The following is an 11,927-nucleotide window of genomic DNA, read 5'->3' as shown; positions in this document are numbered from 1 at the left end:
AACGTTTTTGTCCCCCGAAGCTATAATGATACGTTCTTCAACAATTTTAGAATACACTGCAATGTCGTCCAGCGTATTAAGTTTAGAAGCCTCGTCTTCGGTTAAAATAAAAGACTTTCCCTGAGTGGTTTCCGCTTTTAAATCGGGGTCAACCACACTGGAAAACTGAAGTGTAAAATCTTTTAAGCCCGCAAAACCCGATAGCACAATAAACAACGATGCTGCACCTAAAATAACGCCAACAATGGCAATGATGGTAATAAAATTGATAGCATTGTTACTGCTTTTAGAGCGTAAATAACGTTTTGCTATATATAATGAAACATTCATAATCTATGATGTTATGAAAAAATAACGATTAAAATGAACGTTCAAGCAGACCATTAAAAAACAATAAGAGCTAAGAGGTTAAAAATTCAATTGGCAATTACGATTTTCTTCTTTTGTCCAACATGCTGGGGTCTTTAATTGGGTTTTCCTGCCCTTTTAAAGATTTATCAATTTGATCGATATATTCTAAAGAATCGTCTATAAAAAACTCTAAATTAGGCATTCTGCGAAGTTGGTTTTTGGTGCGTTGCGCCAGTTCGTGTCTAATCAAAGGTGAATTGGATTTTATTCCCACCAACAATTCTTTGGCTTTATCGTTAGGAAAAATACTTAGATAGACTTTGGCAACCGAAAGATCTACCGTTACCTTAACTTTGGAAACCGATATTAAAATACCGTGCATGCCACCTCGGGTAGCAGCGCCTTGCAACACATCAACCAAGTCGCGCTGTAAAACCGACCCTATTTTTTTTTGTCTTTGACTCTCCTCTACGTTACTCATTTTTAATACCATAATGGTTTATGGGGCAAAAATACAGGATATTTAAAGATTATCTTACTTTTGATTTGCAAAATTTGTATATTAAGTACGTTTTCGCAAATGCTTTAAAAATAAAGGTTTCGCTTTCGCGGAAAGAATGCGGAAATAAAAAAGATTCCCTGCTTTGAGGGAATGACAAACTAAACCAGAAGTCCATAGTTTGGTTTGCAGACTGAAAGTCTGCTTCGTGAAATTCGCGTAAAACACATAATACTGTGATAATTAATTTGCGAATTTGCGGTTAATAATTTTTAGAAGCTAAAGCAGCACATAGTATTAATTACATGTGAGACCAATCAAAGATACAAAAGTGGGTAGCAACTGAAAGTGCATAGTTTTTGCTAACGAATGAAACCAATAAACTAATATGTAACTCCCACCTTCGAGGGAATGAAAAAATATTAAATGAAAAAAATTGAACATATAGGAATTGCGGTTAAAAACTTAGAAGATTCTAACCAATTGTTTTCCAAATTATTTGGCGAAGCGAGCTATAAAACTGAAATTGTGGAAAGTGAAGGTGTGAAAACCTGGTTTTTTAAAGTTGGAAACAATAAAATTGAACTTTTGGAAGCTACCGATAAAGACAGCCCTATTGCAAAGTTTATTGATAAAAAGGGAGAAGGCATTCACCACATCGCGTTTGATGTGGATGATATTGAGGACGAAGTAAAAAGATTGACCAAAGAAGGGTTCGTAATTTTAAACGAAACCCCAAAAAAAGGAGCCGATAATAAGCTGGTTGTTTTTCTGCACCCCAAGAGCATCAATGGGGTGCTAATAGAGCTCTGTCAAGAAATTGTTTTAAAAGAATAATTTTCTTGTAGAGTTATAAAATTAGTATTAAATTCGCAGCCAAATTGGGTCCTATAGCTCAGTTGGTTAGAGCACCTGACTCATAATCAGGTGGTCCCTGGTTCGAGCCCAGGTGGGACCACGCTAGCAAAGACAAGCCTTTCAAGAGATTGAAAGGTTTTCTTTTTTTACATCAGTACAACATCTGTACAACAATTCGTTTTTCTTTTGCTTTCATTTATTCTTATCTTTATGAAGTGGAACGATTAGGCGACATATTGGCAAGTTGGCTATATAAAAGCAGAAAGGATTTGAAACTTCTTTGGCTTAGGCATTCTTCGTTAACAACAAATAGACTTTCTGCTGTCGTAGTAATTATCTTTGGCATATTACCATTGACCCTTTATTTTTTAATTTCAACTTCTACCTATTCTCTCATTCAAATTATAGCAAGTTATCTTTTTGTTATCTTGTTGTTTAGTTTGACCTTATTACTAGTGATTACATGGTTCAAATCCGAGGAGCTATTTAAAAACAATGTTCAGGGCTTTACTTTTTTGCAGTTATTTTCATCTAGAATTGATACTGCTTTTTTCGGTTTTGACGATAATGATATTGAGAACCTTCTAAGGTTAATCAATGGTTTTCCTACAATGCAAAAAATTGTAATCAGGGAAACCCCAAAAAACAAACAATCAGGAAACATTCGCTTTTTATTTACTTTTTTGGATTTGATAATTCGTGGCGGAATTTTTAGGATGGATACGAAACCCAAAGAGTCATTAAACATGCTCATTTCCGAAAGGTTTACGTTTCAAGACGCTGAAATCAATCCAAGCACGCTTCCTTCAAGTTATTCGAAATGGTGTTCTAGCACCCAAGAGGGTAAGTATGATGATGTGCGAAAGGACATTTCTAAAGGATTAGGTATCGCCTAATATGCACACTTCTTCAATTTATATAGAAAACTTAGAGCAATTCTAAAGCAATCGTTATTTCTCTATTGTTTTTACTGTATTTAACGTCATATGTTTGTCCTGTACAATCAAAGTAAAGGGCCTTTACTCATTATTAATTCTTAAAAATAAAGATTATGAATGAGCAAGAAAATGTGGTGGACTTATTGCAGGATATCAAAGGACTGCTTTCCCACACTAAAAAAGTATTTAACATTGATGACCTTGTAAAATACACTGGGCTATCCAAGAGCAAGATTTACAAACTTTCCCAATTAAAGCTGATACCTACAGGAAACAATAAGCATATCCGTCAATTGTTCTTCAACAAAGAAGATATCGATGCTTGGCTTTTGGGAACACCTAACGTATCTGATGAATTTTTAGAAAGACAGTTCAATGAGCAACTGTTGCAGAATAAAAAATCAGGATTATGATAGACACAACATACATCCGCGTGGGCACTTCCTATTATAAAAACGTTAAAGCACCTACGATAGCAGGACACTTTAACGAAATTTTAGTCCATTGGAATATGGAGACCATAAAACAGGATCATGGCAAGGACCATTTAAGTAAAATCCCTAAATACGATGGTTTTACCTGTATGCCAAGTCACCTGAACTTTCAGAAGGAATTCCTCGGATTTTACAATGTGTACTCTCCATTAGGGAAACTGCCAAAAGAAGGCAATGTTTCCCTTTCGTTAAAATTCATAAAACATATTTTCGGAGACTACTTTGAGTTGGGTCTGGATTATTTACAGCTGCTATATACTAGACCTATCCAGATACTGCCAATATTATGTTTGATTTCCAAAGAACGCTCCACAGGCAAGAGCACCTTTTTAAAATGGCTCAAGGAAATCTTTGATAACAATTTGACCTACTTGACCAATGACAGCTTTAGCAGTCAGTTCAATGCCGATTGGGCGAACAAACTTTTAATATGTATTGACGAAGTTTTGTTCAATAAAGAAGAACTCACCGAACGCATAAAATACCTGAGTACTACCAACATAAATAAGTTGGAAGCCAAAGGCAAGGATAAACGTGAAGTGGAATTCTTTGGAAAGTTTATTCTGTGTAGTAACAATGAAGACAATTTTATAAAGATTGATGCTAATGAAACCAGATTTTGGGTAATTAAAATCCCAACCGTTGATAAAGAGCAAACCAACTTCCTTGAAAACCTAATCAAGGAAATTCCAGCTTTTATGCATTTTTTATCAAACAGAAAACTAAGCTCTAGGCATTTAACCCGGATGTGGTTTACGGCACACCAAATTAAAACCCAAGCATTGGTAAAACTAGTACAGAACAATCGCAACAGGGTTGAAAAAGAACTGGCGAGTATTCTTATGAGTGTGCTTGAAAAATTCGATATAGAGACTGTAGATCTCTGTCCAATGGATGCCTTATTGGCACTCAACAAAACCCGGGTAAAAACGGATTTGACACAACTGCGTAAATTACTGAAAACAGATTGGAAATTAAACAATCAAGAGAACTCGAACAAATATCAAAAATTTGTGATTTGGACCGATGGCGATATGACCTTGGTGGATGCAAAAGGCAGATATTTTACCGTAGAAAAGGATTTTTTGACCAAAAATTTTGATGATACGATGACAGAATCGTAGAACCCCAATGTTTATAAAGGCTAAGGCTGTCATCAAACTGTCATCATTTTATCATCAAAAAAAATAATGATGACAGAAAATAGGTCATAAAAAATATAAATGATGATATGATGACAAAACGATGACGGGTTAAACCCAGTTATATATGGGCTTTAGAGGACATTGTCATCAAATCATCAAAAATTCACAAAAAACACACAGGCTAATGAAAAGAAAAATAAATTGTGAAACAGCCCGTAATTTTTCAGTGATAAAAACACTGGAAAAATTAGGACACTTTCCCAAAATGACAGCGGAAAAAGAAGCTTGGTTTCTGAGCCCTTTCAGGTCAGAAACCCAAGCCTCTTTTAAAGTTTCTAAAACCAAAAACCGATGGTACGATCATGGCGAAGGTGTTGGAGGCAATGTGATCGATTTGGTATGCAGGATTTTAAAATGTTCCATAAAGGAAGCTTTGGAATTTTTGGGTGATGGAATAAAAGGTTTTTCATTTCAGCAGCAACCGATTTTTAATGATAATAAAAACCAGATTGACATAACAAAAATTGAAGAGTTAGTACATCCTGCCTTAATTCAATATCTAAGTTCCAGAGGAATTTCAATAGCCATTGCCAAGACCTATTGTAAAGAAGTTTGGTACAGGTATAAAGACGCTTATTTTTTTGCCATCGGATTACGAAACAATAAAAATGGTTGGGAATTGCGAAACAAGTTTTATAAAAACAGTAGCAGCCCAAAATCTTATACATACATCCAAAACGACAACAAACAATTGATCATTTTGGAAGGCATGTTCGATCTGTTGTCATTGGCTACTTTGGATGACGTTTTAATGAACACCTCAGACAGCATTGTTTTGAACTCCATTGCATTTATAAAAGACATGGAACCTTTCATAAAAAATTATGAGAACGTCTATCTCTATTTAGATAATGATACGGCAGGAATGCATGCTACCAAGTACCTGTTGGAAAAGTATAATAATACAATTGATAAAAGTGCAATCTATAAAAACCACAAAGATCTAAACGAATTTATTTGTAATGAAAAAGGGAAAATTAGTTGAGATTAAAAATCAACTAGAACATAAACCAAAGGAACAGATCCTAATCCTTCCGACCGATGAAATATTAAATTCGGATACCATTGAATTGGCTTTTGAAACTAATAAACCGGAAACTGAAATGGTCTTGGGGAGGAACGCGAGATGTGTGTCTGTGGACACATTCTCGTTTGCTCCCCTTGGTCGCAAAGAAAAAAAAGTATTTAAGGGGAAGGGTGACCTCGTTAAGTTTCGATGTTCCATCTACGAAAAGAAGCTTCTGAAAGTGAAGGCAACCAGTTGCGGATTGAGCTTAAGTGAATACATAAGGCGAAGCTTATTTGAAATGGAAATCACAGAACGGTTTACAGACGAACATATCCAACTTTACAAAATGCTCATTAAATACCACAACAATTTTAAGTGGATTGGAAACATGTATAAAAAGCGGAATCCAAAGCTTAAGGAAATGGTATATGAATTGGCAAGCGAAATTAAATTACATCTTAAAAAATTTCAGGAATGATTGGCAAAGGAAAAAGCATATCACATACCAAAGCTTCCATGTCCTACGGATGGGATCAGGAAAAGGATGCCGAAATTGTATTAAAGGAATTTTTGCATGGCAACACTCCAGCAGAAATAACCAAAGAGTTCAAAATGCTCCAGGACCAGAATTACAACTGTACAAAGAACACGCTATCTTTTATAATCAGTCCAACGATAGAAGATGGCAAAAGATTGGAACCAAAGGATCTAAACGAAATCACAAAACGTTTTATCCATGAAATGAAATTAAACGAGCGACAAGCCATTGCGTTTGTGCATCGGGACAAGGAACATAAGCACATCCATTTATATGTGAACCGTATAGATTTTAGAGGCGTTGCTTTTAACGATAGTTTTATAGGGAAACGCAGTCAGTTGGCTGCTGAAAAAGTGGCGGAACAAATGGGCTTAACCACCGTAAAACAAGTGCAGTTTGAAAAGGAATTTAACTTAAGGGAAATCCGATCAGAAATCAAACGCCGGCATGACCTGACCATGAAACAGTTCAAGCCAAAATCCTTTGATGATTATGTAAAAGCTATGCAAGTTAATGGCGTAAAAGTAATCCCAACCATTAACAATCAAAATAAGTTACAGGGCTTTCGGTTTGAGTTCAATGGGCATAACCTAAAGGGCAGTGAAATCCACCGTAATATGTCCGTTGGCAATATTGGAAAACAGATATCAGGTATTCAAGGTAAAAGTATTTTAAAAGAAAACAATTTAAGCATCAAACTAGCTGGTAAGGTGGTTGACCTGACACCAAGTTTAGCTTTAAAAATTGCTAAGTTCATTATTAAAAAAGCAATCCAAAAAGGAATCGGATATTAAATTAAAAAAAGCAATCATGACAAAACTCGAAGAATTAACCGCATTACTAGTAAATGAGATCAATGATTTTAATAAAGGCATTGAAAAACTGGATAAAATCAATGAACAAATCAGTGTTGCCAAAATCACAATGGATTTATCAGAATACAAATCCATTGTGGAAGAGCATCAGCAACAAATGGCAATTCATAAAGATACATTGGAACGTTTTGAAAGTCGTTTTAATAATAAAATAAATGAAACCAAAATATATCCTACTTGGGCGATTGTGGTGTTTATAGTTAGTTTAGCATTTAGCTTAGTATCTATTTCTTATATTGTATTTAAATAGGTTAATGGAAAAACAAATATTCTATTGCTGTTATCTATATATGAGATGTTGATATTAAGTATTTTTTTAGTTCAAAAAACAGTAAAAAATTGGTTACTTTGTGTTTTATAAAATAATAGGTTTTCACAATAAATATTAATGATAGAAAGTTCAGAAATCACAAAATATACATTCTCAGGACACGATTCTTTTCAATGCCGACAGCTTTGGCTAAAGAAGGGATATGACTACGTGAAGGAAGGTAAAAGTTTTAATGACGAAGATGCTGTCGTTCGGCTTGGAGTGGGAAAAAACATGGTTTCATCCATACGATTTTGGCTAAAGGCATTCAATATTACTGATAATAAAGATGTCCCAACTGAATTTGGAAAACGACTACTTGATGATGAAATAGGTTATGACCCATATTTAGAAGACGAAGCAAGTTTGTGGCTTTTGCATTATCAGCTTGTGAATAATGGACATGCTTCAATTTACAGCATCATTTTTAATGAATTCAGAAAAGAAAACTTGTTTTTTCATCAGATAACTTTTGTGAATTATGTAAAGAGAATTGGTGAAAATAACCCTGATTTGAATTTTAATGAAAATACGGTAGGTAAGGATTTTACTGTTTTTACAAACCTGTATAAAAGCGACAGCGACAGTAAAAATGTTGAAGATAGTTTCTCGGGAATACTGTCTGAGATAGAATTTTTAAAAGCAAGAGACAAGCAATACTACATTGAAAACACGGAGAGAGACAATCTTCCCGAATTAGTTGTATTATATGCAATACTTGATAATCGAACTTATGGAAACTCTATTAGTTTAAATGCTTTGGGCGTCCCTCTATCGGGTCGGGCTTTCCGTTCCAATCTTTTGCCCTTCAGGACAAAAGGATTTCCACTACAATCCCTAACGCAAATAGTCGCATAACGATATAAATAAGATTTAAAATGATATTGCCCGAATCAAAAGAATTACCTGTAAATTTATTAGCTGCTTGTTTCAATAAAACTAGTGCTACTTATAAATTTTATTGGCTTCTTTCAATTCTACAAGCTGCTGAAAATGGAACTTTAAAAGTTACTAAAAGGGAATTGTTTTCAAGGATGATTTCTAATTCTTGGTTTACTGTCAACTATTTTAATGTATCGTTCGGCAAACAAGATTTAATACAAAACGCTATTCGTTCAATAAATAGTTTTGAATCCATTACAATTGACGAGAAAAGAGAAACAGTTTTTCAAAAACTTTTTACAACAAAAAATTCAGACACAGAAAAACTATTATGGCATTTCAATAAAAATGTCCCACATTGGTTTTTAAGTCCTTGGTTTCCAAAAATTGAAAATGAAACAGACTCAATGCGAGAAAAAAGAATTTATTCTGAATCTCAAAGATTTGAATCAAAAAGTTTGTATGCTTTGCATCAAGATTATATTGAGATAAATCCTTTTTGGATTAATTATTTGATTTCTAATGCAAGAGTATTAAAGGATTTCTGCTTTTGGAATTTGGCTTTGTTTTTACAATCTAAGAATCCGAATGTGCCCGATATTCCAAATAAACTAATAAAACCAGCGACAAGAAACGGATTAAATAAACAAAGAACTCAATTTTGGGATGTTGTTTTGGATGAATTGGGTTCGGTAGATTGTATTTATACTGGAGAAAAATTAATAAAGGGAAATTATGCAGTTGAACATTTTATCCCCTATTCATTTGTTTCTCACGATTTAATTTGGAATCTGATTCCAGCAGATAAATCTTTTAATAGTTCAAAAAGCAATAGACTACCCATTTTTGAGAAGTACTTTGAACCGTTCTATCAATTACAAAAAAATGCTTATGAAATTGTAAGAAGAAGAACGCCTAAGAATAAATTACTTGAAGATTATTTAACGGTTTTACATATTGAGGAAAACAGTATTAATCAAGATAAGTTTAAAGAAATCATTCAGCCTTTAATATCAATTGCTTCCAATAACGGTTTTGAATTTATGAAATAATGTAACAGTTGAATCCAAATAGCCACTTAACTGCAAAGGAAAGAGATACACTCTCTTTTCCTGCTAAAATATTGCTTAATAAAAATTTAATAGTTGGTGATGTTTTGGATTTTGGTTGTGGCTATGGAAGCGATGTTAAATTGCTAAAAGCAAAAGGTATTAATATTGACGGCTACGACAAATTTCATTTTCCAGAATATCCAAACAAAAAATATGATACCATAATTTGCTTTTACGTTTTGAATGTGCTGATGCCCGAAGAGCAAGCAACTGTTTTAATGGAATTGTCACAACTCGTCAAACCAAATGGAAAAGTTTATATAGCAGTAAGAAGAGATTTGCAATATGAGGGATTTAGAACTCATAAAATTCATCAAAAGAAAACTTATCAATGCAATGTGGTTTTAAATTCAAAATCATTTTTCAGAAATCAAAATTGCGAGATTTACGAATATCAACACTACAACCAAATAAAAAAAACTGAAAACACGGATTGTCCATTTTGCAATCCTGATTCAGAACGAGAACTTATCGTTGAGTCCGCAACTGCTTATGCCATTTACGATAAATTTCCTGTCAATGATGGACACGCTTTAATCATTCCAAAAAGGCATATTGAAGATTATTTCGACTTAACTTTCAAAGAACAATCCGCTTGCGTTTTTATGTTGAACAAAGTGAAGGAAATTGTTTCTGAAAAATTCAATCCAGATGGGTTTAATATTGGGATTAATATTGGAGAAAAAGCAGGTCAAACTATTAATCACGTTCATATTCACTTGATTCCAAGATATGATGGAGATGTTGAAGTACCGAGAGGTGGTGTGAGGGGTGTGATTCCGCATAAACAGAAATACTAACAATGGCAGACATTTCTCAAATACTAAATACTCTCGACACTTCACCAAGTGTTAGTTTGTTGCGTTTAAGAAACAGAGAAATGATTATTGAATTTCTAGTAAGAACCTTCTTAAACAAACAAGGCTACATTTTATCCGAAAATATTCACTCTCAATTAGCGGACTTTTTAGAAGGACAGAGAATTGAAATTGATGAAGAAAGTGAAATCAATTTTTTCGACACCTATGAAGAAAAAGCCAAAAAATATATTCAAAATTGGACTAACAATGGCTTTTTGACAAATTATCCTGATGAACAAGGTGAAGTTTTTTATGAACTTTCTTCACATTCTAGCAAAACCATAGATTGGTTGGCAAGTTTGAAAAAGGAAGAGTTTGTTGGTACTGAATCAAAATTCAACAACATACTGAATCAATTGAAAGAGTTGGTTGAGTTTACTAATGAAGATGCCGAAAAGCGTATTGAGTTATTGGAAGAGAAAAAATTAGAAATTGAACAACAAATTCAACGAATAAAAATTGGAGAAGACGTTAAGATATTTGAAGAATTTGAAATTGTACCCCGTTTCAATCAACTCAATCAATCCGCTAAAGAATTATTATCTGATTTTAAAGAAGTTGAAGACAACTTTAAAGAAATTACTAAAGGAATTTATCAAAAACACGCTGACGGAAGTCTATCCAAAAGTGACATACTTGAATTCACTTTTGATGCACTTGAATCATTGAAAGAAAGCCAACAAGGAAAAAGCTTTTACGCTTTTTGGTCATTCATACTAAATCCAGATTTACAACACAAATGGGAAAGTTTGACCAAAGATTTATATACGACTTTAGAAGAAAAATCAATTCCCATAAGTGACACATTCCTAATAGGAATGAAAAGGCATCTCCATAGTTCAGGACAAAAGGTTTATAAAGCCAATGATAAAATGGCTGAAAAACTAAGCCGTATAATTCGTGAGAATGAAAGTTCTAAATCAGAAGCCACGAAAAAAATAATTCAAGACATCAAGAAACAACTTGTGGAAATCAGTAAATCAAAGAACAAACCTGATATTTCATTTGATTTAGAAACATCAACGGAAATAAATATTCCATTTGAACGCAAACTCACCAAAGAGCAATCCCAAGAAGTTACATACACTAACAGACCTAAAATTGCCAACGAAGACATTACATCATCTAATCAATTGGGCAGGTTGTTTTCACAATCTAACATTGATAAAGAATTGTTGAGAAAAAGGATAAAAGATATACTTAGAGAAAAGTCGCAGACCACACTTTTAGATGTTGTAGAAAATTATGGTGGTCTTGAAAAAGGATTGCCTGAGTTGTTCGGTTATATAGGCATTGTGAAAGAATTCAAACACGTTATCAATCCTAATAAAACTCAAAGTATCATTTTTGATGCGGACAACCGCAAACAAATTAAAATTCCTGAAATTATTTTGACCAAATGAGCAGTTTAGAAAAACATATTACACCTTATAGCAAAGCCATTGTAAGGTTGTTGAAATCAACCGTTGAACGAAACTCAAATGTCTGGGAAGATGTAATAAATTATCAAAACGAAATTCAGGATTACCTTGGCAAAATTGGTTTAGAGCTAATCGTTAAAAAAGATGAAGGATTTGCTTTCGTAAAGCAACTTGAAGATAATGAAGGTAGCACTCTCGGATTAGTTCAAAGGCGACAAATCGGTTTTGAAACGTCAATTGTGCTTGTTGTTCTAAGGCAAAGCCTAGAAGATTTTGACAGTAATCCAACACAATTAGCAACCGAAAAATTTATCACAAATACAGAAATAAAGGACGAGTTAGAATTATTTCTCCCTGAGAAATATGATAGAGTTAAGTTTATAAAAGAACTCGATAGGTATATCAATGCGGCTGTTGATTTGGGCTACTTAAAGGAAATCAGCAAGAAAGAAAATGAAACAAAATACCAAATTCATAGAATTATAAAAGAAAAAATAACTCTTGATATTTTACAAGATTTTGAAAATAAGTTAAAAGATTATGTTGAGTCTGTTTAGTACAAGTTCCGACAAAGC

General features: G+C 33.6%; 14 protein-coding genes, 1 tRNA gene and 1 pseudogene. 14 read left to right on the top strand and 2 right to left on the bottom strand.

The genetic code is table 11. The features are described 5' to 3' along the window. Together ACU1LP_RS09115 and rbfA are read right to left on the bottom strand one after the other, a co-directional pair. Positions 1 to 330 (bottom strand): annotated as a pseudogene (locus tag ACU1LP_RS09115) (ABC transporter permease); the annotation flags it as partial. Positions 331 to 427: 97 nt separating this feature from the next. Further along, on the bottom strand, positions 428 to 832 hold the full coding sequence (rbfA, locus tag ACU1LP_RS09110; RefSeq protein WP_445736104.1) for a 30S ribosome-binding factor RbfA: 405 nt from the start codon (positions 830 to 832) through the stop codon (positions 428 to 430). 444 nt (positions 833 to 1,276) lie between these two features. Between rbfA and mce the strand changes: the two genes are divergently transcribed. The 14 genes from mce to ACU1LP_RS09040 all read left to right on the top strand — a co-directional run bounded on the left by mce (position 1,277) and on the right by ACU1LP_RS09040 (position 11,909). Next, positions 1,277 to 1,687: a methylmalonyl-CoA epimerase gene (mce, locus tag ACU1LP_RS09105; protein WP_445736103.1), complete on the top strand. Its 411-nt coding sequence runs from the start codon at positions 1,277 to 1,279 to the stop codon at positions 1,685 to 1,687. A gap of 47 nt (positions 1,688 to 1,734) precedes the next feature. Then, positions 1,735 to 1,808 (top strand) — tRNA-Ile (locus ACU1LP_RS09100). A gap of 28 nt (positions 1,809 to 1,836) precedes the next feature. Continuing rightward, positions 1,837 to 2,604 (top strand): hypothetical protein, encoded by a 768-nt coding sequence (locus tag ACU1LP_RS09095; protein WP_445736102.1) that lies wholly within the window; start codon positions 1,837 to 1,839, stop codon positions 2,602 to 2,604. Positions 2,605 to 2,759: 155 nt separating this feature from the next. After that, entirely contained in the window at positions 2,760 to 3,059 is a 300-nt protein-coding gene (locus ACU1LP_RS09090; RefSeq protein ID WP_445736101.1) for a helix-turn-helix transcriptional regulator, read from the top strand. Next, on the top strand, positions 3,056 to 4,264 hold the full coding sequence (locus tag ACU1LP_RS09085; RefSeq protein WP_445736100.1) for a primase-helicase family protein: 1,209 nt from the start codon (positions 3,056 to 3,058) through the stop codon (positions 4,262 to 4,264). Before ACU1LP_RS09090 ends, ACU1LP_RS09085 begins: the two co-directional genes overlap by 4 nt. A 205-nt stretch (positions 4,265 to 4,469) precedes the next feature. Next, the gene (locus tag ACU1LP_RS09080) at positions 4,470 to 5,330 is read left to right on the top strand and encodes a toprim domain-containing protein (protein WP_445736099.1); all 861 of its coding nucleotides are present in this window, start codon (positions 4,470 to 4,472) and stop codon (positions 5,328 to 5,330) included. Beyond that, positions 5,308 to 5,832, top strand: coding sequence for a mobilization protein MbpA (mbpA, locus tag ACU1LP_RS09075; RefSeq protein WP_445736098.1), 525 nt, complete (start codon positions 5,308 to 5,310; stop codon positions 5,830 to 5,832). Before ACU1LP_RS09080 ends, mbpA begins: the two co-directional genes overlap by 23 nt. Next, positions 5,829 to 6,686: a relaxase/mobilization nuclease domain-containing protein gene (locus ACU1LP_RS09070; protein ID WP_445736097.1), complete on the top strand. Its 858-nt coding sequence runs from the start codon at positions 5,829 to 5,831 to the stop codon at positions 6,684 to 6,686. The genes mbpA and ACU1LP_RS09070 overlap by 4 nt, the downstream gene beginning before the upstream one ends. 16 nt (positions 6,687 to 6,702) lie before the next feature. Next, positions 6,703 to 7,017, top strand: coding sequence for a DUF6730 family protein (locus ACU1LP_RS09065; protein ID WP_445735051.1), 315 nt, complete (start codon positions 6,703 to 6,705; stop codon positions 7,015 to 7,017). 138 nt (positions 7,018 to 7,155) lie between these two features. Then, positions 7,156 to 7,935, top strand: a complete 780-nt coding sequence (locus ACU1LP_RS09060; protein ID WP_445736096.1) for a DUF4007 family protein — start codon at positions 7,156 to 7,158, stop codon at positions 7,933 to 7,935. A gap of 20 nt (positions 7,936 to 7,955) precedes the next feature. Then, complete coding sequence (locus tag ACU1LP_RS09055) at positions 7,956 to 9,011, top strand: HNH endonuclease domain-containing protein (RefSeq protein WP_445736095.1); 1,056 nt, start codon at positions 7,956 to 7,958, stop codon at positions 9,009 to 9,011. An 8-nt stretch (positions 9,012 to 9,019) separates the two neighbouring features. Next, positions 9,020 to 9,871 (top strand): bifunctional class I SAM-dependent methyltransferase/HIT family protein, encoded by an 852-nt coding sequence (locus tag ACU1LP_RS09050; protein ID WP_445736094.1) that lies wholly within the window; start codon positions 9,020 to 9,022, stop codon positions 9,869 to 9,871. 2 nt (positions 9,872 to 9,873) lie between these two features. Further along, complete coding sequence (locus tag ACU1LP_RS09045; protein ID WP_445736093.1) at positions 9,874 to 11,334, top strand: DUF3375 domain-containing protein; 1,461 nt, start codon at positions 9,874 to 9,876, stop codon at positions 11,332 to 11,334. Beyond that, positions 11,331 to 11,909: a DUF4194 domain-containing protein gene (locus tag ACU1LP_RS09040; RefSeq protein WP_445736092.1), complete on the top strand. Its 579-nt coding sequence runs from the start codon at positions 11,331 to 11,333 to the stop codon at positions 11,907 to 11,909. Before ACU1LP_RS09045 ends, ACU1LP_RS09040 begins: the two co-directional genes overlap by 4 nt. The last annotated feature ends 18 nt before the right edge of the window (positions 11,910 to 11,927 follow it).

The sequence above is a fragment of the Mariniflexile sp. genome (genome assembly GCF_052728615.1).
This window is presented reverse-complemented; position numbering and strand designations above follow the sequence as displayed.

Coding starts and splice junctions, on each gene's coding strand:
- ACU1LP_RS09070 (WP_445736097.1), top strand. CDS start 5,829: ATGATTGGCAAAGGAAAAAGCATATCACATACCAAAGCTTCCATGTCC.
- ACU1LP_RS09045 (WP_445736093.1), top strand. CDS start 9,874: ATGGCAGACATTTCTCAAATACTAAATACTCTCGACACTTCACCAAGT.
- ACU1LP_RS09060 (WP_445736096.1), top strand. CDS start 7,156: ATGATAGAAAGTTCAGAAATCACAAAATATACATTCTCAGGACACGAT.
- ACU1LP_RS09055 (WP_445736095.1), top strand. CDS start 7,956: ATGATATTGCCCGAATCAAAAGAATTACCTGTAAATTTATTAGCTGCT.
- ACU1LP_RS09065 (WP_445735051.1), top strand. CDS start 6,703: ATGACAAAACTCGAAGAATTAACCGCATTACTAGTAAATGAGATCAAT.
- mbpA (WP_445736098.1), top strand. CDS start 5,308: ATGAAAAAGGGAAAATTAGTTGAGATTAAAAATCAACTAGAACATAAA.
- mce (WP_445736103.1), top strand. CDS start 1,277: ATGAAAAAAATTGAACATATAGGAATTGCGGTTAAAAACTTAGAAGAT.
- rbfA (WP_445736104.1), bottom strand. CDS start 832: ATGAGTAACGTAGAGGAGAGTCAAAGACAAAAAAAAATAGGGTCGGTT.
- ACU1LP_RS09090 (WP_445736101.1), top strand. CDS start 2,760: ATGAATGAGCAAGAAAATGTGGTGGACTTATTGCAGGATATCAAAGGA.
- ACU1LP_RS09040 (WP_445736092.1), top strand. CDS start 11,331: ATGAGCAGTTTAGAAAAACATATTACACCTTATAGCAAAGCCATTGTA.
- ACU1LP_RS09085 (WP_445736100.1), top strand. CDS start 3,056: ATGATAGACACAACATACATCCGCGTGGGCACTTCCTATTATAAAAAC.
- ACU1LP_RS09080 (WP_445736099.1), top strand. CDS start 4,470: ATGAAAAGAAAAATAAATTGTGAAACAGCCCGTAATTTTTCAGTGATA.